The sequence below is a fragment of the Staphylococcus coagulans genome, from assembly GCF_022557135.1.
GTDB classification, from domain to species: Bacteria; Bacillota; Bacilli; order Staphylococcales; family Staphylococcaceae; genus Staphylococcus; species Staphylococcus coagulans.
Genome location: NZ_CP092966.1, coordinates 783,585 through 810,327, shown reverse-complemented (window position 1 = coordinate 810,327; position 26,743 = coordinate 783,585). Strand labels below are relative to the sequence as shown.

Annotated in this window: 22 protein-coding genes and 2 pseudogenes; 5 read left to right on the top strand and 19 right to left on the bottom strand. The window is 35.5% G+C overall.

Annotated features, from left to right (window positions below):
* Positions 1-613: 613 nt before the first annotated feature.
* The 7 genes from KM149_RS03630 to KM149_RS03600 all read right to left on the bottom strand — a co-directional run bounded on the left by KM149_RS03630 (position 614) and on the right by KM149_RS03600 (position 8,483).
* Entirely contained in the window at positions 614-1,675 is a 1,062-nt protein-coding gene (locus KM149_RS03630) for an Mrp/NBP35 family ATP-binding protein (RefSeq protein WP_060829570.1), read from the bottom strand.
* Positions 1,676-1,849: 174 nt separating this feature from the next.
* A complete protein-coding gene (locus tag KM149_RS03625) occupies positions 1,850-3,310 on the bottom strand; it encodes an MDR family MFS transporter (RefSeq protein ID WP_050345332.1) in 1,461 nt (486 codons plus the stop codon).
* A gap of 97 nt (positions 3,311-3,407) precedes the next feature.
* On the bottom strand, positions 3,408-3,878 hold the full coding sequence (locus KM149_RS03620; RefSeq protein ID WP_165546225.1) for a SepA family multidrug efflux transporter: 471 nt from the start codon (positions 3,876-3,878) through the stop codon (positions 3,408-3,410).
* 28 nt (positions 3,879-3,906) lie between these two features.
* A complete protein-coding gene (gene sdrM / locus KM149_RS03615; RefSeq protein WP_050330317.1) occupies positions 3,907-5,250 on the bottom strand; it encodes a multidrug efflux MFS transporter SdrM in 1,344 nt (447 codons plus the stop codon).
* Between the two features lie 745 nt (positions 5,251-5,995).
* Complete coding sequence (gene trhA / locus KM149_RS03610) at positions 5,996-6,679, bottom strand: PAQR family membrane homeostasis protein TrhA (protein WP_241415581.1); 684 nt, start codon at positions 6,677-6,679, stop codon at positions 5,996-5,998.
* A 19-nt stretch (positions 6,680-6,698) separates the two neighbouring features.
* On the bottom strand, positions 6,699-7,892 hold the full coding sequence (locus KM149_RS03605) for a UTP--glucose-1-phosphate uridylyltransferase (protein WP_214970830.1): 1,194 nt from the start codon (positions 7,890-7,892) through the stop codon (positions 6,699-6,701).
* A gap of 87 nt (positions 7,893-7,979) precedes the next feature.
* Complete coding sequence (locus KM149_RS03600; RefSeq protein WP_165546221.1) at positions 7,980-8,483, bottom strand: metal-dependent hydrolase; 504 nt, start codon at positions 8,481-8,483, stop codon at positions 7,980-7,982.
* A gap of 190 nt (positions 8,484-8,673) precedes the next feature.
* Here KM149_RS03600 and KM149_RS03595 point away from each other — a divergent pair, with 190 nt between their 5' ends.
* Positions 8,674-8,934, top strand: coding sequence for a SunI/YnzG family protein (locus KM149_RS03595; protein WP_016426399.1), 261 nt, complete (start codon positions 8,674-8,676; stop codon positions 8,932-8,934).
* A 248-nt stretch (positions 8,935-9,182) separates the two neighbouring features.
* Here KM149_RS03595 and KM149_RS03590 read toward each other — a convergent pair whose 3' ends face one another.
* The 7 genes and pseudogenes from KM149_RS03590 to KM149_RS03560 all read right to left on the bottom strand — a co-directional run bounded on the left by KM149_RS03590 (position 9,183) and on the right by KM149_RS03560 (position 17,855).
* Positions 9,183-10,553 (bottom strand): YjiH family protein, encoded by a 1,371-nt coding sequence (locus tag KM149_RS03590; protein ID WP_165546227.1) that lies wholly within the window; start codon positions 10,551-10,553, stop codon positions 9,183-9,185.
* 141 nt (positions 10,554-10,694) lie between these two features.
* Entirely contained in the window at positions 10,695-11,657 is a 963-nt protein-coding gene (locus KM149_RS03585; protein WP_050330310.1) for a FecCD family ABC transporter permease, read from the bottom strand.
* Positions 11,654-12,679 (bottom strand): FecCD family ABC transporter permease, encoded by a 1,026-nt coding sequence (locus KM149_RS03580; protein ID WP_165546220.1) that lies wholly within the window; start codon positions 12,677-12,679, stop codon positions 11,654-11,656. The genes KM149_RS03585 and KM149_RS03580 overlap by 4 nt, the downstream gene beginning before the upstream one ends.
* A 99-nt stretch (positions 12,680-12,778) precedes the next feature.
* A complete protein-coding gene (locus KM149_RS03575) occupies positions 12,779-13,771 on the bottom strand; it encodes an ABC transporter substrate-binding protein (protein ID WP_214970833.1) in 993 nt (330 codons plus the stop codon).
* A 71-nt stretch (positions 13,772-13,842) separates the two neighbouring features.
* Positions 13,843-14,919, bottom strand: coding sequence for an alanine racemase (locus tag KM149_RS03570; protein ID WP_165546218.1), 1,077 nt, complete (start codon positions 14,917-14,919; stop codon positions 13,843-13,845).
* Between the two features lie 3 nt (positions 14,920-14,922).
* Positions 14,923-16,686 (bottom strand): IucA/IucC family protein, encoded by a 1,764-nt coding sequence (locus KM149_RS03565; protein WP_165546217.1) that lies wholly within the window; start codon positions 16,684-16,686, stop codon positions 14,923-14,925.
* Positions 16,658-17,855 (bottom strand): annotated as a pseudogene (locus KM149_RS03560) (MFS transporter). The gene KM149_RS03565 and the pseudogene KM149_RS03560 overlap by 29 nt, the downstream one beginning before the upstream one ends.
* A 100-nt stretch (positions 17,856-17,955) precedes the next feature.
* Here KM149_RS03560 and KM149_RS11975 point away from each other — a divergent pair.
* From KM149_RS11975 to KM149_RS03545, 3 genes and pseudogenes are all read left to right on the top strand, one after another.
* Positions 17,956-19,236 (top strand): annotated as a pseudogene (locus KM149_RS11975) (IucA/IucC family protein); the annotation flags it as partial.
* A 111-nt stretch (positions 19,237-19,347) separates the two neighbouring features.
* Complete coding sequence (locus KM149_RS03550; protein ID WP_241415579.1) at positions 19,348-19,926, top strand: IucA/IucC family C-terminal-domain containing protein; 579 nt, start codon at positions 19,348-19,350, stop codon at positions 19,924-19,926.
* A gap of 380 nt (positions 19,927-20,306) precedes the next feature.
* Entirely contained in the window at positions 20,307-21,458 is a 1,152-nt protein-coding gene (locus KM149_RS03545; protein ID WP_182318279.1) for an MFS transporter, read from the top strand.
* A gap of 101 nt (positions 21,459-21,559) precedes the next feature.
* Here KM149_RS03545 and KM149_RS03540 read toward each other — a convergent pair whose 3' ends face one another.
* From KM149_RS03540 to KM149_RS03520, 5 genes are all read right to left on the bottom strand, one after another.
* On the bottom strand, positions 21,560-22,051 hold the full coding sequence (locus tag KM149_RS03540; protein WP_050330300.1) for an Asp23/Gls24 family envelope stress response protein: 492 nt from the start codon (positions 22,049-22,051) through the stop codon (positions 21,560-21,562).
* A gap of 65 nt (positions 22,052-22,116) precedes the next feature.
* Positions 22,117-22,362, bottom strand: a complete 246-nt coding sequence (locus KM149_RS03535; RefSeq protein WP_214970842.1) for a DUF2273 domain-containing protein — start codon at positions 22,360-22,362, stop codon at positions 22,117-22,119.
* A 12-nt stretch (positions 22,363-22,374) separates the two neighbouring features.
* Positions 22,375-22,917, bottom strand: a complete 543-nt coding sequence (gene amaP / locus KM149_RS03530; RefSeq protein WP_050330296.1) for an alkaline shock response membrane anchor protein AmaP — start codon at positions 22,915-22,917, stop codon at positions 22,375-22,377.
* 109 nt (positions 22,918-23,026) lie between these two features.
* Positions 23,027-24,556 carry a BCCT family transporter gene (locus tag KM149_RS03525; protein WP_216341986.1) on the bottom strand — a complete coding sequence of 510 codons (1,530 nt, stop codon included), beginning with the start codon at positions 24,554-24,556 and terminating at the stop codon, positions 23,027-23,029.
* Between the two features lie 55 nt (positions 24,557-24,611).
* Complete coding sequence (locus KM149_RS03520; RefSeq protein ID WP_214971009.1) at positions 24,612-25,622, bottom strand: zinc-binding alcohol dehydrogenase family protein; 1,011 nt, start codon at positions 25,620-25,622, stop codon at positions 24,612-24,614.
* A gap of 100 nt (positions 25,623-25,722) precedes the next feature.
* On the opposite strand from KM149_RS03520, the gene KM149_RS03515 reads away from it, so the two are divergent.
* The gene (locus KM149_RS03515; RefSeq protein WP_214970848.1) at positions 25,723-26,712 is read left to right on the top strand and encodes an LLM class flavin-dependent oxidoreductase; all 990 of its coding nucleotides are present in this window, start codon (positions 25,723-25,725) and stop codon (positions 26,710-26,712) included.
* The last annotated feature ends 31 nt before the right edge of the window (positions 26,713-26,743 follow it).

Genomic DNA, 26,743 nt, shown 5'->3' with positions numbered 1-26,743 from the left:
AAAGTACTCAAATTATCGGAATTAACGTTGACATATTGTCATTCAGTTTTCAATGTTCATTTCATTCTGTTGTTAACATCATTAACTAAGTTTACTATAAATCAACTTAATTAACAACACTTTTAACATTTTATATTTATTCTCACATATTTGCAATAGTAAATTTTACACCATTCAAATATTTTTGAATAAAATTCTTTTTTGTCGCTTTTAGCGACTTTTATATCTTATCATCGTCTCAACGATGTGTCAACAATAAATTAATAATTTATTTTATTGTTGAATTAGTGATTTGTTTCGCTCACAAGAATATATTCTATACAGATTGATATAAAAAAGCAAGTCTAAATTTCAATTTTTTAAAATTTATTTTAATAGTCCAAAAACTGCTGATTCTGATGGTATTCTCCCCTTATCAATCACTCTAATACAGATTATACAAATTTCATAAACACGTCTATTAAAGCAGTCAGAATTTAATAAATGGCATTAGATGTTTGGATCGCGCGTGCAATTATCTATTACTTTACGCAATCCTAATCATCCATGCCATTACAGACCATATCACCTGTTTAACTTTTCCCGCTTCATAACATCTATGAAACAACTTTACTTATTTTGTTTTATCAATAATTTTGAGTGCAATGTCTCGATAAATTTGCCCTAAACGATCTTCTGGTTGATAAATAGAAGGTGAGAAATCCACTGGTTTCCATGAAGGTTGTTCTAACGGCAATTGACCAAGTAACTCTGTACTTAATTCATCAGCTAACTTTTGGCCGCCGCCTTGTCCAAACACATATTCTTTATTGCCAGTTTCCTTACTCTCAAAGTAAGACATGTTTTCAATAATACCGAGAATAGAGTGCTCTGTATGTTTAGCCATAGCACCAGCTCTTGCTGCAACAAATGCCGCAGTTGGATGCGGTGTTGTGACAATTATTTCTTTACTAGAAGGTAACATCGTATGTACATCTAATGCGACATCTCCAGTACCCGGTGGTAAATCAAGAATTAAATAGTCTAAATCTCCCCACTTTACCTCTGTGAAAAAGTTCGTAAGCATTTTACCTAACATAGGACCACGCCAAATTACTGGCGCATTTTCTTCTACAAAGAAAGCCATCGAAATCACTTTAACACCGTGACGTTCTACTGGAATAATCGTTTTACCTTCTATGCCCGGCTTTTCATCGATACCCATCATATCAGGTACACTAAAACCATAAATATCAGCATCAATGAGACCGACACGTTTTCCTTCTCGCGCAAGTGATACAGCCAAATTGACGGCTACGGTTGATTTACCAACGCCCCCTTTACCGGATGCAATCGCAATAAACTCTAGCGGATTGTCTTTTGATAAAAATTCTTCTATTGTCTGTTTTTTTGCTTTTTGATTCCCTTTGTATTTTGCAACCGTTTCTTCTGGCAAGCTTTCAAAACGAATACCAACTGTTTTAGCACCGTTTTCTTTCAATTTCTCAACGATAGCCATTTGCAATTCAAGTTGTGGCTGTCCCCCTAACTGTGCCATCGCAACTTTGACACTAACATGTGCTTTTTCTTCTTTTATAGAAATATCAATGATACCTTGCGTTTCTTTTAAAGGTACATTAATAATTGGGTCTTTAATTTCTCCTACAAGTGCGCTTACCTTTTCTTCTGTTAACACTTCCGACATCTCCTTTTGAATACGCTTTAATCTTAGTTTAACAAAACTCTCTCAACTTTCATAAGGTAAAAAACTATAAAAACTTTATTTTCATACATAAAAAATGAGATAGCTCACTCAGTGCTCTAACTCAGTTTGCCATCTCGTTTCATTTTGTTATTCTCATACACTTACTTATCGATTGGGTTGACGCACATAATTTTGCTTTCTTGCCTTTTTCTCTTTACCACGATCATAAATAAAAAAGCTAATGATGAGGCCTATTAATAGAAATCCAGAAGTCACATAAAAAGCTAAATCTACACCAAAAGCAATGGCTTCTCTATGAATCATTCCTTGTGCTACAGAATGATCCGGATGATACCAGCGCGCTCCTATACTCATAAGGGTCACCATCAAGGCTGTCCCCATAGAACCAGATATTGTCCGTAAAGTATTCATAATCGCTGTTCCGTGGGAAACCATATCATTAGATAATGAATTGATACCTGCCGTATTTAAAGGCATTGTCAATAATGATATAGAAAAGAGTCGGATTGTAAAAATACTAATGACATATAAATAAGAAGTATGCGCTGTCAGTTGCGCCATCATTAAAGTGGTAATCAGTAATAAGATAAAGCCAGGAATGACTAAAACCCTTGCTCCCACTTTATCATAGAGGCGACCATTGACAACAGACATCACACCGTTGATTACAGCACCCGGAAGCACAACTAAACCAGATAATAAAGCAGATAAACCTAATGCATTTTGGATATATACAGGAATTAATAATGCCGGGCCAACCATAGACGTAAATGCGATCATAGATGCAACTGACGTAAGTGTAAAGGTTCTCGATTGAAAGACATGTAAATTAAGAATTGGGTTATCTATTTTTAATTGTCTGTGAATAAAGATACCGACAATCACCAGTCCAGCAATCAAACTGATAATAACTAGCGGATTATGAAAACCTTGTGTACCTGCGATACTAAAGCCATATAACATCAGACCAAAACCGAATGTAGAGAGTAAGACTGATGTTTTATCGAGTACAACTTCTTTCGTATCACTAAAGTTTCGCATTGACAGCCAACCAAAAATAAAGCCAAATGTTGCTACAACGACCACCACCATTAAAGGCGCACGCCAAGTATAATGATCAACGAGAAGCCCTGAAAGTGTAGGTCCTATAGCTGGAGCAAATTGTATCACTAAGCCTGATAATCCCATCGCAAATCCACGCTGACTTTTAGGAAATAGCGTAAAAAGCGTGAATTGACTTAGTGGCATAATGACTCCAGCACCCATTGCTTGAATGACTCGTGCCAACATAAGTACTAGAAAGGTAGGTGCAAAAACAGCTATCACAGAGCCTAATAGAAAAGTCCCCATCGCTGCAAGATACAAGTAACGCGTAGGGACTCTATCCATTAAATAAGCAGTTAATGGAATCATGATCCCGTTAACAAGCATAAAACCAGTGACTAACCATTGTGATGTACTTTCATCAATGTTTAGCCCTCTCATAATACTAGGAAGTGCGGTATTCAATAGCGTTTGATTCAGTATTGCTATGAATGCACTGGCCAAAATGACGGCGACGATAAAGTTACGTTGTTTTTTATCAATTTGAATACCCTCGTGCATACACTTTCCTCCTTCATAAATCTTTAGCATTGACTTATTTTATGTCTAATCAGTTAGCTTAGCAAAGTATTTGCTTTCATTCCGTTTTCATTCTGTGCTAGTGACGTTTATTCTGATTTAGATCTTCTGATTCAGGATAAAATATCTCTTTACAAATATATAAAAGCGCAATAATCAACATAAGTACCCAATAGTCAATGCGTATATATTGATAATGAATATGAATTACAAAGAAAAACATTGTCATAATTATCGAGTACGCTATCAAATGAAATGTAAAGCCTTCTAAATAAGGATTTGGATATAATTTTTTTCTGAGCCAATCCATTAAATATTCAACACAGTAAATCACAAAATATCCTAAGATGATATAACTACCGTAATAAACTAAATTATCATAAAAGCCTTTGTTGTAAGTAAAAGACCCTAAATGAAAATAAATCAACAAACGACTCAATCCAAACAAACCAAAACCTAATAGTGTTAAAAAGATAGCCCCTGAAATAATAAAAATGGAGAGTATGATCATTAAAGTGACTAAGTTAAATAAATTAAACTTACCTTTCATGCTCAAACCCTCCTTTTTTTATACTATATCACGCTTCTGAAATTGAACGTAAAGTTTTATCTTTTTGCACGAACCATACAAAACCTAGTCCTATCAATACAATCATACAAAATATCATTACATTTTGTATTGAATTATGAAATAGTGTGTGTTGCATCGCATAAATATAACCAATCACTGCTGATCCTACTGAATTCCCCATATTACGTGTCAATGTAAAGAGCGACATCATTTTTTTCATACTCTCAGGTGAGGTTTTTTCTTGAACCATTACGCTATCTTTTGTATACGCTGTACCAAAACTCATTCCTATGAAAATTAAAGCAATCGCAATAATAATCGGATGATATGCACTGATAATAATAAGAATACTTCCTACAACTAAAATACCTATTGCGATTAAATATAAACCTCTAATAGACCGATTTGCTTCGATTTTTTCAAGCGTAAAGTTCACAAGTAGCCAACCAATTGAAAGCGGAAAAATGACCAAACCACTTTGTAGTGGACTTAAATGAAGATGATCTTGTAAATACGATGGTATAAAAACATTAAATCCAATCAGTGCCATAGCAATGAAAAAATCTGTAAAAAAGGCTAAACGCACAGTGGACTTAAATTCCTTAATTGGTAAAAATGAAATTTTAGCTGTCTTGCCTCTACGGATGATGTACCAAAAAACAAGGAGAAATGAACAAAACGCTAAAATATTGATCCACACATGTCCTGAAACTAAGACAGTTATCATTAAAAGCGCTAATAAAATATAGAATAAAACCATACCCATCACATCAACTTGATGATTGGATGTTGTTTCCGCTTCAAAACGATAAGAAGCAAGTACAATCCCCATGACAAGAATCCCAATTGGAATATTGATATAAAATAGCCAATGCCAAGATGAAACTTCTAAAATAAAGCCCCCTAAAAAAGGACCAAGTATACTCGAAATGCCCCAGACACTTCCGACTATCCCCATTACTTTGTATCGAAACGGAATTTCAAAAGCTAACTTAGGTACGATTTGAGCTAAAGACATATTCACACCAGCACCTATTCCTTGTAGTAATCTTGCAAAGATAAGCATCTCAAAGTGTGTGCTCATTCCAGACATAAGACTCCCGATAATAAATAATAATAAGCCAATTATCGTCACATAAATAATTTTAATACGTGACATCAATTCACTTAAAATTGGAATGGCTAATACAATACCTATAAAGTAAACCGTAAATACTAAAGAAATCGGTTGTGTCGCGTTAAGATCATCACGCATAGTTGGCAATGCTAAAGACACAATGGATGTTTCTATAGCTGCCATAAACATAATCAGGACAAGCGAGCAAATAATACTAACTTGTTTTAATTTCATAGTTATCGACCTTTCTTTAATGACAATGTCGACGGATGCGGAAAGCTTGAAAAGTCTTTATCCATCCCAGACATCTACTGAGCCATTGTTTATTTTTAAGTGATTTAATAAATTAAAGTATATCTCATTCATTTTGTTTTAAAAGTACAATTAATCATCAAAGTAAATTGTAAAAATGAAAACCCGCTTTGGATTCAATTTACCCCCTATTAAGAAGAGGTTAATTGTTAAACCACCACTTCTAAATCACTCTCTACTTCGTTACTTTACTTTTTAAAACGTTCTATTAAAACATGTACATTATACACGTTACAAAATGGATACGTATTCGATTCTGCTCAAATAGCGCGATATCTGACCCACGCATCCATCTTCAATTTTAGATAAAGTGATTTAATCAGACGCGATGTTCTAATGATTAAAATGATCTATAGTTTCAAAATATGTGTAAACATGTTATAAAAGACTGCCAAAGTCCCCTCACTTATCAATTGATGATGATAAAGAGCGCCTATAACAGTCTTTTTTATCTGTATTATTTATTTTTTTGATGATAACGATAAATAGAAGCCATAATCATCATTAGGATAACACCTAAAAATAATGACACTACACCAAGGTACGGAGAAGATGTAACTGCTCCATCCCCTAACAAATAATAATAGCCAAAAAACATTTGAAAGAGGATTAATACACTTAGTGCAAACATTAACAATTTATAATTTGATTGCATGCTAACACCTGCCTACATAAAGTATAAAATACCTATAAAGTGAAAGATTGATGCAATAAAGATAAAAATATGCCATATCATGTGAAAATAGGGTCTATTTTTTTGCGCATAAAACCAAGCGCCGATCGTATAAGCTAATCCACCTAACAAAATAAAAATAAAGAAGAGCCACGCGCCCTTATTTATAATAATAGGCAAATAGATGACACCTACCCATCCCATAATGAGATAGATGATGAGACTTAATTTAGCATTGACTTGAGTGGCAATCGCTTTGTATAAAATGCCCCAAAGCGTCGTCCCCCATAACAAAATCATGATGCTCCAACCAAGCCATCCCCCTACAAGTACTAGTGATACAGGCGTATATGTCCCAGTAATCGCTACGTAAATCATACTATGATCAATGATACGCATGACGTATTTATGAGGCGAAGCTTGTTGCATTGAGTGATAAACAGTAGACGATATAAACATCAAAAATAAACTGATTACAAAAACAGATACACTCACCGACATTAACACGCCGGAATGTGCATAACTATGGACAGCTGCATATGGTAGTGCAATTAACATCAAAAACGCAGCAACGCCATGTGAAACTGCATTCCCTATTTCTTCGCCGAAAGATAAGGGATTCATTTCTTTAAATGTTTCTAAAGTTGTTTTCTTCTTTTTCTTTGTGGCACTCGTCACAGTTGGCATATGGCCACCCCTATTCAATAATATTCATACGTTTAAGGTCAGCTGTCGCAGTTTCTACACTATCTCGACCTTCTTTGTTTTTGAGCGGACTAAATTCTTCCGCTCTAGGCACTTGTAGCGTCATAAATGAAGTTGCATATTGAAAAATATCAAAATAAAAAAGTTCGAATTTTAGCGTTTCTTTTTTTACAACCCCAAAATCTTCATCTAATTGCTCTAAATTTTTAATTGCTAAATGATAAGGTAATGCTTTATCAACAGCGGCTTCGATAAAGGAACGTCTAAAAGCATGAATCCCTATATTCGCGTTTTTAAATTGGTCAGCAATTTCATCTTTATCAAATTCAGAATACTCTAAAACAGTATCTTTCCCATCTTGAACAACTAATCGACCGACACTTTCACCTAACTTAGGTTCGATGGACTTAGATGTTACATCTTTATGATGATGTACGGTAAAGCCTGCAAATACAGGATCTAAAACTTTAACGAGTACATTATCTATATTATTCATAAAAATATATTCATTACCGCGTTCAGCCATTTGGTCTAATAAACCAGATGCTTTAAGAGATTTAAAAACGCCTCCGTTCCCATTTGGTGTTTCCATAATTAAAGCATCTTTATCAAGAACTAATTGACCATTTTTCGTTAAAGCGACGATATTATCTTGTTTGAAAAAGTATACATGCTCTGGATGATAGCCAAAATAATCATGTTCAAGAAAGAATGCTCTCGTCTCTCCATCGTTGACATCACTAGTCATAATATACCAATCTACAAAACGCCCAGTTTCACTTTTCAATTGCAGTAACTGCCTCGCTTGTAATTCAAATAGGCTGATTCCTTCTATTTGAAATGAACCTTTTGGTCCTTGATAACCAAGACGTGTCCCTTGTCCCCCCGCTAAAAGCAAGACCGCAAATTGTCCTTCACGAATCGCATCGATACCTTTTGATTTGTATTGTTCAATTGTCTCTTCTTGCAATTGAGCTTTGACTTCATAGTTTACCTCTTGAACTGAAGAAACATCTTTAATGGTTTGACGATTAACGTAAACCTGTTCATATAGTGAATGAATTGCCTCTAAGTCTAAAGTATCAATTTTTTGGTTAAGTCGTTCTTTTTCATTCGTACTCATCAGTTTTTCATACTCATTCAGATGACCCTGTCCATACTTTTCAAGTTTATTCTTATCTAACATATCAATTATACGCTCCTTTAATAAAGCTGTGATTTGACGCTAAGTTGGTTTGTTTGTATTCTGTGCCTAAAATCAATACAACAACAGTTATAATCCATTTAAAATAAGATGCTTTACACTCGATTCAAATAAGACATATATCGTCACAAGACTGAAAGTTGTTGCCAAAGATAAATCCATCAAACCACCTGTTTTGAAATAAATTGGGAAACGTACTCGAATCGGTATTGGAAATAATAAATGTACGCCTCTAGGTGTTAACATATCTAATATTATATGTGAAAGCATACCACAAATGATGCTAATCATATAGTAAATCGGTGTTTCTATCATATGTAAGACAAAATATATACTTAAAACAAAAACCAACGAATGGGTTAATGTCCGATGACCAAACAAATGTTTGATAATAAAGCTAAGCAAAGGAAGTTTTTGGCCAATTTTGCTCTTTGTGTGGCAAATATCGGGAAAGATGCTCGCTAAAGCTGATAAAACAATACTTGTAGTCATTTCAAAAATATCAAGTTGATAATGTGTGGCAACTGCTGCACCCACTAAAATACCTGCAGCAGAGTGTGTTTTACCAGTCATGTTCATCACCTCACTATTATGAAAGGATTATAACATAATCTATTCTCTCATACGAACATATTTTCGCTCTTTCATCATCTTTTTAATTAGTATGTCATAATTAATCAAAAAGTATCACATAATGGTTGCAAAAACGTTTTCAATAAGATACAATAACTGTACAAAATTTGAAAAAGGATGTGTCAGTGAAATGGCTATGACAGTTAAAAAAAATGAAAATGAAGTCCATATTCAATGGAGAGTTGCAGATATTCGAATTCCGAATGACCAAATTCGTAATGTAACAGAGGATCAAGATATCCACGCAGTTCCTGAAACAGATTCTAAAAGAGTATCACGCATTGGCTCTACTTTTGGTAAAACAAATCGTGTCATCATCGACACTGACGACCAACAATACATTATTTATACATTTAATGATAAAAAAGTATATAACGAAGTCACGAAGTAAACTAAGATTATTTAGGATTCCCAGTTAACTAATTTACAATATAAAGATTCCGGGTCATTAATCCCAAAATAAAAAGCGCTAAGATGATTCTCAATAGAAATCATCTTAGCGCTTCCTTTTTAATATTAAACTTCATACGATATGACTCCGGTAATGCATATAATCATTCATTATTGTAATAATAGAAAATGATATTTCAGCTACACTAGATACGAAGTAAAATTTGATAAAACTTAATGCATAAACAATTAGAAAAATAAATGCGCGATAAGCACGATAATAGGTAACGTAATGATAGTACGAATCAAAAAGATCATAAATAGTTTTCCAATACTTACTGGTATTTTAGACCCTAAAATAACGCCACCGACTTCAGATAAATAAATCAATTGACATACACTTAACACACCGACAACAAAACGTGTAAGGTCACTGTGAACGCCCTCGATTAATATTGAAGGTAAGAACATGTCTGCGAACCCAATAATCATTGTTTCAGATGCAGCATGTGCTTCTGGAACATGAAGAAATTCTAAAATTGGAACAAAAGGAATACCTATCCAAGTGAATATAGGCGTATATGTCGCAAGAATTGTAGCTAATGTCCCAATCGTCATAACAACAGGAATGACCACAAGCCACATATCCATTACCGTTTTAAAAGCGGTCACCATATATAATTTTAATCCAGGCGCTTTATAGCCTGTGATAACAGCATCTTCATAACCTTTTTTAAGTGCTTCTTTATAATCATATTGTTTTTCAGGTCTTTCTTTTGCTGAAACACCATCAACGTAATGGTCCTCTACTGAACGTAACGGCCATATTCGTGGCATAATGAACGCCGCTACTAAACAGGCTATGATCACAGTACTATAAAATAACGCAAAGTGATCAATGAGACCAATTGTTTCAGCAATAACAATAGCAAATGTTAATGAAACAACACTAAACGTTGTAGCAATAACTGTCGCTTCACGGCGTGTATAAAATCCTTGCTCATATTGCTTACTTGTAATCATGACACCCACAGTACCATCTCCAATGAAAGACGCCAAGTTATCAATTGTAGAACGCCCTGGCAACGTAAACAATGGTCGCATGACAGGTCTAAAAATCGGACCTAAAAATTCAAGGAGCCCGTATTCAAGCAATAATGGCAAAAAGATTGCCGCAAAGAAAAACACCGCAACTAACGTAGGTAACAATCCTGTAAAAATAAGCCCACCTGTATCTTCTGAATAGACCCATGGCAATCCGATTTTTAAAAATGTAATCCATACAAAAATGATTGATAAGAGTCGAATCACCAACCAAGGCCATGTCACGATAAATGCATTTGCTCTAAAACTATCTTTTTTTACTTTTGATTTTAATACGGTGCTATATAATAACGTTAAAATACCAGAAATCGTAATAATCCCAACGATAACCCATGGCATTAAACCCCCAAAAAGTGCTTGAAACTGCTTGGCTAAATAAGCAATCGGTAATGTTGAAGTATGCTTACCATCTTCTACAACAGGTATAGGAATTAAAAATAAAATCACACCCATAATCGAAAGTAAGGTAAACTTTAATTTTCCAATTGTCCACTGTTTCTTAGTATATTTTTCCATAATTAACGCCTTTCTCTTTTTCAAATATGTCCCCCATTAAAATAAAAAACGTCTCCAATAGTTGGTATTTATTATACCGATATTGGAGACGTTATGCAATGTTTATTTGAATATTCATACGTTTAAATGCATATTTTGGCATTACATTTTACGTAAAACATATAAAAAGTATGGTGCACCAATCACAGCAATTAATACACCGACAGGAATATCAATAGGTGGTGCAATGACACGTGCTAACCCATCGCCAATCACCATTAATAAAGCACCTACTAAACCTGACATCGCTATAATATGACCGTGTCTATGTCCTACAATACTTCTTGCTATATGGGGTGCGATTAGTCCAAGAAAACTCAAACCACCCACAACTGAAATCGCAGAACCTGCTAACATAACGGCTGCAAATAGCAAAATCATTTTCGTTCTTTTCACAGGTGTACCTAAGGCAGTCGCAACTTCTTCTCCTAAATGAAGAATGTCTAACTTTTTAGCGTAGAAGAAAATCACCGGTAACGAGACTATCATCCAAGGTAAAATGGTTAATACATGATCCATTGAACGCCCAAAAAGACTTCCCGTTAACCAAACTAATGCAATATTCGCTTCCATTGGGCTTCGAATCAATAAGTATTGAACTAACGCCATTGCGACAGCACCGATGGCCATCCCAATAAGCGCAAGTTGCGAACCTTTAATGCCTTTTAAACTGATTAAAAGCGATAAAATCAAACTAATGACAAGTGCCCCTACAAATGAAGCAAGTGGTAAGACAAATAAAGGTGCAGTTGGAAACACGATAATAACAATAACCGCAGCCAAACTTGCTCCTTTAGTAATCCCAATCACGTCTGGAGATGCAAGTGGGTTTCGAATCACACCCTGAATGACTGCACCTGAAACGGCTAAGGCAAAACCGACTAAAATACCAAGCAACATTCTTGGTACGCGATATTCTGTCAAAATAAATTGCTTGCCCGTCCAAACCTCTTTAAGCACAGTGATTGGCGAAATCCAAACTGCTCCAGCGCTCAAACTTAAAATCGCACACACAATCAGAAGTAGCGTGACAATAACGTAACGTTTTGTATAGTTAATCTTCATCGCGCTTTCACCCCTCTCATTGTGATCCATAAGAAGTACAATGCACCAACAAAGGATGTCACAATACCGACTGGAGATTCAAATGGGAAAGTGATAAGTCGACTGATTACATCCGAAATCAGAAGCAAGTTCGCTCCCATAATCATAGATAATGTAATGATCAAGAAATAATTGCGATTTAGATAGTGCTTCACGATGTGAGGGACAATTAAACCCACAAAGCCAATAGGTCCTGCAATGGATACACTAGCACCTGCAAGAACAATGACGATTAATCCAGATAAAGCACGAATTAATTTCGTATTTTGTCCAAGGCCCGTCGCCAATTGATCTCCTAAATCCATAATCGCCAACTGGCGTGCGAGCAGTAATGCAGCAATTAAACCACTTATAATCCAAGGCAAGATTTGAAATATTTGTGGCCATTTAATCGTATGCAGTGCACCAACAAGCCAAAACATTACTGTCGTCGTCGCATCTTCATTTAATAAAATGATACCTTGCGTCAGACTTGTGAAAAATAAATGAATAGTCATCCCCGCGAGGGCCAGTTTTATCGGTGTCATCCCTTTAGTTGTATCCGCTAAGGTATATACCGCTAAACCACCAATAAAAGCCCCAACAAATGCAAATACTATCGTGTTGCTAGCTAAACTAGGGACTAAAACCGTAATTAATACAACAGTAAATGATGCACCCGCATTAACACCAAAAATTTGAGGTGATGCTAATGGGTTTCTTGTGATTGCTTGCATTAAAACACCTGCTACACCAAGTGCAGCACCAATTAAAATACCTGCAATTAATCGCGGCATACGAACACTATGTATTAAAAATGTTTCTTTCGTTGACTTAAGATGAAAGAAATAGTCGATAAGTGATTGAAATGAAATTTTTGATGAACCAATTGCAAGATTTAAATAAATTGCAAAAATAAGAAAGCACACGCTTACGATAAAAGTAAGCGTAGTGCGTCTTCTCTGGTGATGTCCATCATAAATTTTTTGATTGAATTTTGACATATGAAATCACCTTTTATATTGCATTGTAAGGGAAAGGAAAAAGTCGTTCACTTGAACACATGATGATGCATCATCCCTTCCCTTTCATTCAAAAGCAACTTATTTTTTCTCTTTTTCCGAAATTTCTACTAATTCTTTGGCAATTTCTTCAGAAGAAATGAGACCTCTAAACTTAGCCCATGTTTGACGATCTACAACGTGAACGCGATCATTTTTAACAGCATCGATTTCGTTCCATACTGGATCCTTTTTCATTTTAGCTAAGTGCGGATCGTTTTCACCATTAACCATAATAAACATACGTTGTGGGTTAACATCAGAAAGCTGTTCCGAGTTCATATTTAAGTATGGTGCATTTAAGTATTCAGGTAATTGATCAGCCACTTCTTTTGTTAAAGCTTCTTTAAAACCTAAGTCATGTAAAAATTGACCTACGTATGATTGGTCAGAATGTGCTAAGAAACCTGATTGAGAAATAACAGCTGGTAAAACTTTTTTACTTTTATCCATTGTAATTTCTTTTTTGTATTTCTCAATTTTTTCTTCATGCTCTTTTAAACGTTGATCTGCTTTGTCTTTTTCTGATAAAGCTTTACCGATTGTTTTAAACGCTTCGATGTTATCTTTATAGTTTGAGTCTAAACTTGGTAATAAAATTGTCGGTGCAATTTTGCTCAATTGTTCATAGTTATTTTTATGTCTGTTACTATCTGCAATAATTAAGTCCGGTTTCAACTCACTAATTACTTCTAAGTTCGGTTGTTTACGTGAACCTACTGATTTATAGTCGCCTACTTTATCACGAATAGGTTCGATGATATTTTTCTTCTTACCATCGTCCGCAATACCTACAGGTTTAACACCTAATGCAACAAGCGCATCAACAAATGAATATTCTAAAGCAACCACTTTTTTAGGTTTTTTATCAATTTTAGTTGTGCCACCCGCATGTTTAATTTCTACACTTTTCCCAGTTGATTGTGTGTCATTTTTAGAATCTGACTTGCCAGAATCACTGACATTCCCACATGCTGCAACAAGAAGCATGATTGCCACGATTGCTAAAAACCCCATCCATTTCTTCATCTTCACTGCATTGCCACTCCTTTAATGATGTTGTTTTATTTACATAATTCTATAATAGTTGATAACGATTCTCAATGTCAACTCTGTTTTATAAAATTATTCTTTTTTATTTCTACAAATCCATTAATGAGTTGTTCAATACCTTTATCTTCAATATAATTTTTCGGTATATGTGGCATATGCATACTCTGAGCTAAAGATGAATAGTTTAATTGGAAAGTAATTTCATCACCTATTTGATAATAATCCGAGTGACCTAGATCAATCATTAAAGCATCACTTGAGCTTCCAACAATTTTCAAATGGGATTCGATAGGTTGGATACCATCAATGACTGTATCAAGTTGTCCAACATCGACAATAGCCTGCATATAAGCTTGTCGCTTTTCAATATCTAAGCGCGGTTTAATTTCTAAAATCCGTCCACTCAACAAAATTGCATCGTCATACAAGTATGGTAAACGCATGTTGTAGGAAGTCTCATATCCTCTAAATAGCGCCTCACCAATTCTAAGTTCATTAATCCTGCCTAAGTCAGTGTACATCGCTAAAGTCAACAGACTTGAATTACCTCCTGAAATAGAGTTAAAACGCACGCCTGTATCACGTTCAACCGATTCTATAAAATAATTCATATAAACGATATCTTCTTCTGTCGGTTGGATTGGACGAAAACACATAAAATTAAATGCTAAGCCTTTCAGATATATACCTTTGAGTTTGATAATTTTTTTAACAAGATGCACGACTTCATATGTCAATGCACCTTCTCTGCCGTCTTTCCAATCAACCATTAAATAAATTGCGTGCTTAACCCCTTTTTGGACAGCCATATCATTCAATGCTTGAATCGTTGAAAATTCTGTTTGAATACTCACTTGACTCTTCAAGACCACATCTTCAATCTCATTTGGCAAAGTACCTTTAATCATCATATCTTGTTGCGTAGGTTGTTTTTGATGATGTGTCATCTTGGAAAGTCGAGACTCAGCAAGTGTGCTAAAGCCGATGTCACGTAACATTTCTCTAACCTTGATATCTCCACCTACACACTTCGTTACAGGAATCATTCGAACACCTTGTGCTGAAAGCATATGTTGTAATGCCATTGCATTATATTTGATTTTACTTAAATTAACATGAAGTTGTGGCATAGGCTACATCTCTCTTTCTAGCGGATTATCAATTTCTATTTGCACATATTGCTTCACTTTTTGTTCCATTCTCATATTTAGCAACGCCTTAACCGTCATTTTCTTACCAAATAATAATCTTTTTAGCGCTTCCGCATGATTTAAATTCGACGTTATTGCATTTTCAATGATTTCACCGGCAACGTTGTAAAGTACCTTCTCATTGATTCCGTGTCGATGATGAAAGTGATGGATTACCGTGCCAAGTTGATTTTGAATGACTGCATGCTGAAATTTAGCAATGACTTCATCTATGTTTTCAGTGATTAAACTTTGATTTGATACAGTCAACTCTGGCACCGTCTGTTTTAATGTTTGAGGTTCAATACGAGAACCTCCTAAATCACGCACAATAAATGACAATGCATGTGTATCTTTATCGATTTGTAATACCGTATTTTGTTGATGCGCTTCTAAAGCAATGCCGTATTTTTGAATATAGCCGATAAGAGGCGGGATTAATGCCTGCATATATTGTGTCATAAACTGTACGATTGTATCTTGGCTGATTTCTCCGTATACGTATTCAATCAAACTATCGATCACGATTTGACCATCAACGGGATTGATTTGTGTCAAAGCCGCTGTAACAATCTGTGTATGATTTTGTTTTTTATCCTCTATTGCGTATCTCACAATCATCGCAAATTGGCGTGCAAGATCCGCTTCAACATCTAAGTGTGCACCATAAGGTTCAGCAGCAATTGTTAAAGTTGGATAAATGTCCAACATTTCTTGAAGTTGATAACTCAATTTTGGACCATCTACTGTTGTCACTGTTGATACCGTACGGACAGCACTTGTCGCTTGAACATTCATAGGCAATTTAATATGAAACGGATATTTGAGCAATCTCATTGTTCGAAATGACAACGTCGCTTTTGAATCTACAGTAAAAGGGGTTGGGATAACGAGATGTTCAGCAATCCATTGACCAAACTCTTCAGTAATCACATTTTCATATTGCCACGGATGTACAAACATCACCCGATATTCATCTAAAGATGACTGATACATTTGCATCCATTGTCTCAATTGACTTTCCATATCTGGAATAATTTCACTTAATACAAAATCTTCTTGATCTGTCATTGACGTAAATTTTAAAATACTTTGATGGACAAGTACAATTTTTAAAGGAATGACTTTCATAAACTCAGGCGCATACTTTTGAATTTCATCAACAGTAAGTGGTAATTTTGTTTTCGTTAAAGGATGTGAAGGATGGCCGTCCCAAACCATCCCCTCTGTATAACCTAAAGCTGAAAAATCAGAGTCATCATTAATATGGTTTAGCCATGCAATAAAATTAAGTGACTCTGGCATTCGTGAAAATTTCAAAGAATGACGCATCATACTTTGGCGTTGTCTTAGCTGTTGATAACTCAATTCAAGTCCAAGACGACTATGTAATAATTCCTTTACTAACTGTTCATGAAATTCAATACCAAATTTGCCTTCAAGTATTGCTAACAATTCCTCAACCGTTTGAACTTCTATGTCTTCATGATTCACTTTCTCATAAATCGGTCCCTCTAATTCAAATTGAAAAAGCATACTTTTCGCGACACACGCAACATGTAAAATGTGTTGGTGCAACTGAATCACAAGTTTATCTTTTTCGTATTGAACTGCTGTTTGTTCAGGGAATAGCCGCTCTTTGATACATGCAACGAGAATACGATATTGTATATTTTGATCAGCATTTAGATGATGAATGGTTGTCATGGATTGTCTTTCCTCCGTTTATTTTAAGATTCATTGCATACCCCAATATTGCGATAAGTGTCGTTGCCACTCCCATTACTAAAAAAGTAGTTGTAATCCCAATGCGTTCCGTAAAATAACTCAATACCACTGCGCCTAATGGAATCATACCTCTGTCCATCATGACAATACTTAAAATTTTTCCCCTGTTTTCTTCTTCTACATCATTTTGAAAATATATTCGATTTGTTGTACGTGCAAATTGACCAAATAACCCCACACAGAATATAGCGATAAATAAGCCTGTCGTTCCAAATGGGTAGAGTAACATTAAAGCGAGACCGAATAAGACCGAACTCAAGAAATAAAATTTATCTGTCGACACTGTTTTTAAAATATATGGAATAATCAAAGTAGCAAGTATTCCACCTATTGCACTAAAAGTCATTGCCGTGCCGAAGATAGATGCTTTTTTAGGAAATAACTCATTGGTCAAAATGGGTAACATAGTAGTATAGGAATACCCCATCGCCATAATTAATAACGATGTCGTAAATATTCTTCGACTCACAACGTTTAATTTAAAGTAGTTCCATGCGATAGGTAAAGAAAATTTGGGTGCCTTGTTTTGTTTTTTTACCATCAATTGTAGTGGTAAACTTAGAGATAATGCTAAAAGGTAACAAGCCGTTTGGATGACAAATGCAATAGAAATATCCCAAATTGCAATAATAAAGCCCGATATTGCTGGGCCGATGGAGCGACATACATTTAATATAAAAGAATGATAAGAAACGACTTTTGAGATGGATAACCGTTCAGAGATATCAGGTAGGACTGCTTGTCTGACCGGTGTTTCAATGGCACTCATACATCCACGTAAACATGAATAGATGTATAAAAATGTCATTGGTAATTCACCCATTGTTAAGACAAAAATTGTGAGCGTACCCGTAATAAGGAATGAACTCGTTAGTGTCAATTTAATCAAAGTGCTTCGTCGATAACGATCTGCTATGGCGCCCGCCCATAAGCTTAATAAGAAGATAGGGGCTAATCGAAAAAAGTTGATTAATGCAAGATCCATCGCATTATGATTTAATTGATAAGCGTACCAGTTAAGTGCAATTTGCCCAATCCAGTTACCCAGAAATAGTAAAAAAGGTACTCGAAAAAAACCACTTTGCCAAAATCTTCACCTTCTTTAATTGATAACGGTTCTCATTTCCGATATTATGGATTATACGAATCATCTTACTATTTGTAAAATAAAATGAATGAGGTGTACTCATGAATAAAGAGAGAAATCAGCAAAAAACTGACATTCTTTTGACAAAAGATGAACAAGAATGCTTTCAAACGCTCGTCGAAATCGATTCGAACTGGGCGCAATTATTTAAAGAAAACATATTATCCAGCCGCGATAAAATAACTGCTCGTTTAATGGCATCGATTTATCGTGAAAACTTAGTTGGCGGCTTTGATCATTGTGAAATCAAAGAGGCACAACATTTTCAAAATTGTGCCATTCCTGCTGGCCAATTATTATGCATTCATTTTACATATACTGGACGAACATTATTCGCAAAAATCAAAGGACAACATGCATTCAACCGTATCGACTTAGAAGGCCCTTTTTATTGGTATCATGAAAGTAGCGAAGATGAACGCGTTTTACATCCAAATGAGATTTTGGATGTTATCATTCAAGAAGATACACAATATGACGGAGAAGCGGCGAAGCAATTTCGAGATGATTTAGAAAACAGTGCTGCTCATATGGCTTTAGCATTGAGCTATCAAGCGCAGCATTCATTAAATGTCTTTCCGACGCTTCTTGATTACATTGAAGCTCAAAATGATCGCTATCTAACTTCAGAGCAACTCGTCATTGAGGGGCATCCCGTTCATCCTGGCGCAAAACTTCGAAAAGGGATGACTGCCAAAGAAAGCATATGTTACTCGTCAGAGTATCAGCACGGCATTCCAATGCAATTTATTTTAATACATCGAGATTACGCAAGAACGATGTCTGCGCATTCAAATTATGCTGAGGTCGTTTATGATGCATTTGAAGGATTAAAAGAAGCAGCTCAAAATCAGTTGGAAGGATCATCGCAGTCATTGAATAACTATGTGCCTTTGATTGTACACCCTTGGCAATACGCACATATCATTACTGAAGAATATCAAGATGCTATAAGTCAACAAATCATTGTTCCTTTATCGTATCAACAAAACTATTATGCCGGTCTGTCATTCCGTACGTTAATGCCTGAAAAACCTGAGCAGACACCTCATATAAAACTTTCGACGAATGTCCATATTACAGGGTAAATTCGTACATTGTCAGAGCAAACAACACATAATGGTCCTTTAATGACAAATATTTTAACGCATATCGCACACAATGATCCATTATTTAAAGATGTCGCCACACAAGCGGTTCCGGAACTTGCAGGTGCGCATTTTTATAATCCAAATGATAAAAATCCCGCATATCAAGAGCAACGAAGTGAACAATTGGGTACACTTTATCGAGAAAATATATATGATTTACTCGATGATAATGCACTACCGCTAATTCCATCAAGCTTTGTTGTCAATAAACCTAGCGAACATCGTACATTAGTCATCGAACTTATCGAGCGTTTTGCCGCACATCAAGGACGTTCTGTCGACATGTCACCACTGTGTCAAGACTGGTTTTCACCTTATGCACGTGCACTGATTGATTATGTTGTACCTTTACTTGTGAAGTATGGAATTGCATTAGAAGCGCATCTACAGAATACGATTGCAGTGTTCGATGATAGAACAGGTGCATTCCAACAAATGCTTATACGTGATTTCGAAGGTTTGAGAATTGACCAGCATCAACTTTCATCTATGGGCTATGACACATCTGATTTTCACGAGAAATCTAGAATATTAACTGAGAGCCAGACTTCAGTTTTTAATAAAGCTTTTTATTCTACGATTCAAAACCATCTAGGTGAAATCGTCGCAGCCATTGCACATTACTACAAAGATGAACAGTTAGAAAACAAATTGTGGCAAATTGTACAAACACAAATCCAACAATGCTTTGAGCGAATCAAACAAACGCAAATGAATCAAGATCGAATCAACAGTATTTACCACACATTTTTCAACCCAGTTATTGACTATAAATGTGTGACGACGATGCGCCTCATAGATGAAGCACATCATTACACCTATATTAAAGTAGACAATCCGCTTCACATGACATCAGAATAAATATATGGAATATCAAACGGCTGTGGAAATAGAGGCACATTAAGATGACAATTGCGCTTTTGGAAATGTATGTCATTATAATAAGGACTATATGCCCCCTCCCCATAGCTCTAGGATCAGACTGAGACATTAATTCCATAAATATATATAGCGCTAGGATGATTTTAATAGAAAACATCTTAGCGCTATTTATTATAAAACTTCGTATACTACGACTTCTTTTATACGTACAATGTCACTTCTCAATGACAAATTTTTATGACTAAAATTATAATCAACTTACTTCTCTCTCATACAGATAAAGGCGTAAGTATTTCTTATTGTAACCAATTGTATTAAAATGAAAAACAGAACTGAATATACGATTAAGGAGTATTGCTATGACTATCATGAGAACCTTAACTTTTATGTTAAGTATTTTCATTGTAGGTATGGTTGAAATGGTCGTCGCGGGAATTATGAATCTTATGAGTACTGATTTAAATATTTCTGAAGCATGGATCGGTCAGCTTGTTACGATTTATGCTTTTACTTTTGCGATTACAGGTCCTATTTTAGTCAAACTTACTGAAAAATATTCACCAAAGTATGTATTGTTATATTCAATTGCTTTCTTCGTATTAGGTAATTTGATGATTGCACTATCTCCTAATTTTACGATATTAATTATTGGGCGTATCCTTTCATCTGCCGCTGCTGCCCTAATAGTTGTTAAAATATTAGCCATAACAGTTGTGCTCGCAAAACCTGAAAACCGGGGTAAAATGTTGGGTCTCGTTTATACAGGTTTTAGTGCGGCAAATGTTTTCGGTGTCCCTATTGGAACATTAATTGGTGATTGGATAGGATGGCGCTATACTTTTGGATTAATTATTGTCGCGGGATTACTTGCTGGTCTATTGCTCACGCTCTACTTACCCACACATTTAAAAATGACCTATGCGACGGAAAACACCTATCCAACTCGAATTCGAAGCAAATTAGAAGTGAGCAAATTGTTATCAGTCACTTTTATTATTTTAACAGCAAATTCTGTAGCTTATATTTACATTAACCCATTAATTTTATCTGGTGGTCATGACATTAAATTCGTTTCTTTAGCATTACTGATTATCGGTGTTGCGGGAATGTGTGGCACATCGTTAGGCGGATTTTTTACAGATAAATTCTCATTCAAAACATGGCTCACAGTGAGTGGTTCAGCTTTTGTAGTTGTTATGCTATTATTAAACGCTTTGTGGCAAACGACGATTTTACTTTTAATTGGATTATTTGTTTGGCATATCATTCAATGGAGTACAAACCCTGCTGTACAATCGGGCTTGATTGATCAAGTTGAGGGTGATCATAGTCAAGTGATGAGTTGGAATATGTCAGCTTTAAATGCAGGAATTGGATTTGGCGCCATGCTTGGAGGTTTAATCGTTTCACACATTCACCTCCATGCAACAATCTATTTTGCAGCTGGCATAGGGTTTATAGGTTTTATCATTATTTTATCGCTCAAAGGAAAGCAAGCAATAATGCAATAAAAAGAAGCGGCTGGGACAATAATCTTATCCCAGCCGCTTTTTTTACGTCAGTTTACCTGATTTTTAATTACATTGAAACCTGTCGCTTCAATGGTTAAACCTTATTGTAAACCTTTGTTTTCGTTTTGGTCTCTATTTTTTTCATTTTTTTGTTGCCATTCTTTACGTGTCATCACATCATCAACTTGCATATTTACTTCCACAACATCTAAGCCAGTGATGTGTTTCACTTGCTCTTTGATTAATTCAGTTACTTTACGGAAAATTTTAGGTGCTGATTCACCGTATTCTAAAATCACTTTAAGATCGATAGCGGCTTGTTTTTCACCTACTTCAGCAGATACACCTTGTGTTACGTTGTTTCCACCGTTGAATGAACCACTAATGCTATCTACAAAGCCGCCTTTCATGTCTAAGATTCCGCGAACTTCACGTGCAGCAATACCTGCAATTTTTTCAACAACTTCATCAGAGAATGTTAAGCTATTAGAAAATTGTGGTCCTTGATTTTCTTGTGATTGTTGTCTTTCTCTTTCGTTTACACCAGTTTCTTTATTGTAAGTTTCTTTTGCTTTGTTATTTTCTACAGCCATAATTAAAAACTCCTTTATTGTTTATTTTAAATCGAAATATTTTAAATGCTTGTCATTTGCATGTATTAACTTAACCGATTTAGGAAATTCAAGAAATCTTGCGTACAATCTTTAATATACCCTACACCAACTCCGATTAAACATAACACGATGATAAGAACAGTCTTCCAGAAGCCAAGTGTTAAAAACAAGATAGCAATGATGAGGAAAAAGAAGAACCCAATGATTCGCCATTTATAATTTTGCAAAAGTGTTGCAAACTGCTCAACTGCATCTCGTTTACCTTGACCATTTTGGTTTTGGTTAGACATAGGACCCCTCCTTTACACAACGCGTGGACCGTTGTCTCGTTTTTGGTCACGCACATTGACTTTTACTGTTTTAACTTGTAATTCAGAAAAACGTTCAACGCTTTCTTTAATATCTAAGCGTAATTGTTCAACTAACGATTGGACATTCGTCGCTTCTGATGGCACCAGAAAATCCGCTGTGATATCAATGAAACTATTATTTTTCTTATTATATAGTTTTGATACAACATTAGGTTGACGAATGGCATCATATTTCGCAATTGTATCGTAAACCGTATTTTCAATTGATTTACGTGAAATGTAAATATGACCATCATTATAGTCTTTATACAATCCTGGTTTACGATATGTAGGTTTAAATGCTCTAAAGAATAGAATTAAACCGATTAAGATTAAGAACGCTGCTAAACCTATCAGTAATGGATAGAACCAGTTAAACTGATAAAAATAGTCTTGGTAACTTTTGATCGGTTTATAATCGATATACATAAACAATAGAAAACCTACAATTATGACAATCAATAGGCCAAGAATAAAATTTTTGATCCGTGTCATTACGAATGCCACCTCCTATTCAATTTGTTACATCAACTATTTACCCTTAATTTTGTAATAAAAACTAAAATCATGTCATATTGTTCAAAAAAATTTAATATTTTTGTAATTATCTCTTTTGATATTTTGTTATATTTTTCTTTAAACGTGGGTGTTCAGCTGATAATGCTTTAAATAACGCCCATACCATTAAAATGATGACAAATGAGAAAGGTAAAGCAGCAATAATGAGTATGTTTTGAATCGCTTGTGTGCCCCCAGTGAATAACATGATGAGCGCAAACAGAGCTAACATAATGCCCCAAGTGACTTTTACCCAATTTTTAGGATGATTATCACCTTTTGTACTTAACATACCTAAAACATAGGTTGCAGAGTCTGCAGAAGTGACAAAAAATATCATAATGACAACGAGTGTGACAATACTGATCACATAACCGAATGGAAAATGTTCAAGCGTCGCAAAAGTCGCAGTTTCCATAGCTTCTGATGCAATATCTGCTATCCCACGATTCTGTAAATAAATCGCAGAAGCACCAAAGACTGCAAAGAAAATAAAACAAATGAATGACGGAACAAAAAGAACACCTATGATAAATTCTTTAATCGTTCGCCCTCGTGAAACACGTGCAATAAAGATTCCAACAAAAGGCGCCCATGATATCCACCATGCCCAATAAAAAATAGTCCAATTTTGAATCCATTTCGTTCTTGAAGGATTATCAATGGATAAACGTAAACTCATATCAAAAAAGTGAGCGATATAGTTGCCTAGACTATTTGTAAACATATTTAAAATATAAAGCGTTGGCCCTATAATAAAAACAACAAGAAGCACAGCAAAAGCTAAAGACATATTAATATTGCTTAACATTTTTATTCCTTTACTAATGCCTGACCATGTCGACCATGTAAACAAAACCGTTGCGATAACGACAATAATAATTTGTGTTGTAAATGTGGCTGGTATACCAAATAAAAACTTTAATCCTTCGCTAATCTGTAATGCACCAAAACCTAATGTGGCAGCGACACCCGTGACTGTCGCAATAATCGCAAGCACATCCAACATCTGTCCTAGAGGTCCTTGCATACGTTTCGCACCAAATAAAGGTGTTAACGTTGCACTGACTAAACCAGGATACCCTTTATGGAAATTGAAATACGCAAAAGATAATGCGACAATCGCATAGACTGCCCAAGCATGAATGCCCCAATGGAAAAACGAAAACTGCAAACTGTCATTGATTGCTGCCTGTGTTCCAGTTTTATGTATCGGTGAGGCTTTAAATGCATGAGAAATTGGTTCAGCTGTCGTCCAGAAAACTAATCCGATTCCCATGCCAGCACTAAATAACATTGCGAACCAAGATTTTAATGAGAACTCTGGTTCCTCACCTTCTTTACCAAGTGTAATGTGACTGTATCTAGAAAAGAGTAAATAAATGCAAACTAAAAAAAATATAAGTACGAGTAATAAATAGTACCAACTAAAATGGTAACCAATCCATTGTGTGATTGCTTGCGTTTGTTGTTCCATTTGTTCTGGGAATATCGCCCCAATTAGAACAAATAAACTACACAATACAACAGCAATCCAAAAAACTAAACTCACCTTTTGATTTTGTTGCTTTAACATATAGACTTTCCCCTTAAACTAATGATTTACAGTCACATTCCCTCTTTCAATTAATTTAATCAGCTATTTTTATAACTAACTTACCGATATGTGCTTGTGATTCCATCTGCTGATGCGCTTTAAATATATTATCGACTGTTAAACCTTCTAAAACATCATTTAGTGTAGACTGATAGACACCCTGTTCAATCTTTTCTGCGACATCTTTTAGATAAGTTTGATACATCTGTTCTTCCACACCATGTACTGCTCTTGTAAACATAAATTCATGTGTCAAAGTAATACTTTTAGCTTTTAACGCATTTAAATCTTGCTTATTTTGAAAAGCAACTATTGTCGCAATATGCCCCCTAGGTTGAATAAGGTCAATCATTGTGTCGTAGTAACCATCTGTATCATATGTACAGAAAATATAATTTGGCTGCTTAAGTTGTTGCGCCTTAAACTGAGCTTTCAAATCACTTTTATGATTTAAAACAACATCGGCGCCCATTTTTTGAGACCATTCGATTGTTTCCTCGCGTGAAGCTGTTGTAATCACGTTTAGTCCATAAGCTTTTGCAATTTGCGTTGCAATACTACCCACGCCCCCTGCGCCATTAATAATTAACAACGTTTGACCTTTGTTTTTTTCAGTATCTGTGGAAATTCCAAATACATCAAATATCGTTTCATATGCGGTAATCGCTGTGAGCGGTAGTGCCGCTGCAGCCTCGTAGGAGAGGTTTTTAGGCATATGCGCAACATATTGTTCATTCATTAATTGATAGGTCTGATTTGAGCCTTCACGTTGATTTGAACCCGAATAGAAAACTTGATCTCCCGGTTTAAAACCTTCCACCGCTGATCCTACTTGTTCTACAACACCTGCTGCATCAAAACCTAATACACGCTCCGATTGATTCAATGGCGTTTGACGTATTTTCGTATCAACAGGATTGACCCCTGTTGCGTACACTTTAATTAAAATATCATGTCCTGTCGGTTCTGGACGTTCACGTGTTACCTTTTCAAAACAATTTCCTTCTGATAAAGAAAAAGCTTTCTTTGCGATAATGGCTTCCATTTCATTCCCTACTTTCTTTTTATTTTTAAGCATTGTACTCGTGTTTATGCTTATTTTGCTTGATAATTGTAGTATAACACGCTTGGAAAGGAAGTCTTATATGCAACTCAGCATTCTAGATTATAGTCCTATTTTTGAAGGACGCACACCGCAAGAAGCACTCAATCATAGTGTGAATCTCGCGCGTTATGCTGAAAAATTGAACTTTCACCGCTATTGGCTAGCTGAGCACCATCAAGTGCACTCCGTCGCATCAACAGCGCCTGAAATTTTAGCAACGATGATTTTAGAACAAACATCACGTATCCATGTTGGCGCCGGGGGCATTATGTTGCCACACTACAGTCCATATAAAGTAGCAGAAACTTTTAAAATGCTAGAAGCACGCCACCCTGGACGTGTTGATATAGCACTTGGAAAATCACCTAGTTTTCAAAATGTGTCTCAAGCATTGAATGAAGGCAAACAAACTTTAACAGACTTTGATCAGCAATTGATAGATTTAAAAAAGTATTTTAACAATGACACCTCGTCCCCACATCGTTTTCAGCATTTAAAAGCAATGCCTATCATTGAAACGCAACCGCAATTTTGCATCTTAGGTACGAGCGAAAACAGTGCAGAACGAGCCGCACAATTAGGAGCTATTTTTGTATTTGGGACATTCGGGCAAAGAACTGCAGAAAAACAACGTATTGTTCAACATTATCGAAAACAATTTCAACACTATCATCCTGCAGGTCAACCTTATGTCATCGTCTCTACTTTCGTCTTAGCACATGAGGATAGTCAAATCCGTGCACAATTAGAAGACAGTCTGCATTACTGGTTGCAACGTATTCATTATTTAAAACAGCCGAAAACGCTATTAAGTCTAGAAACGATACAACAGAAAAATTGGAGTGAACGTGAACTTGAAAAACGCGCCGAAAACGAACCACGTATCATTAGCGGGGATGGGGAAATCGTAGCGCAAGAACTCCACGAATTGCAACGTACATTTGATGCTGATGAACTTTTATTATTTCCTCAACTTTATGGTGAGGAGAATAGAAAACATTGTTTAGCACTCATTGCAAAGCATGTATAACACATCAATAAAAAGGTAATGCTGCTCATAA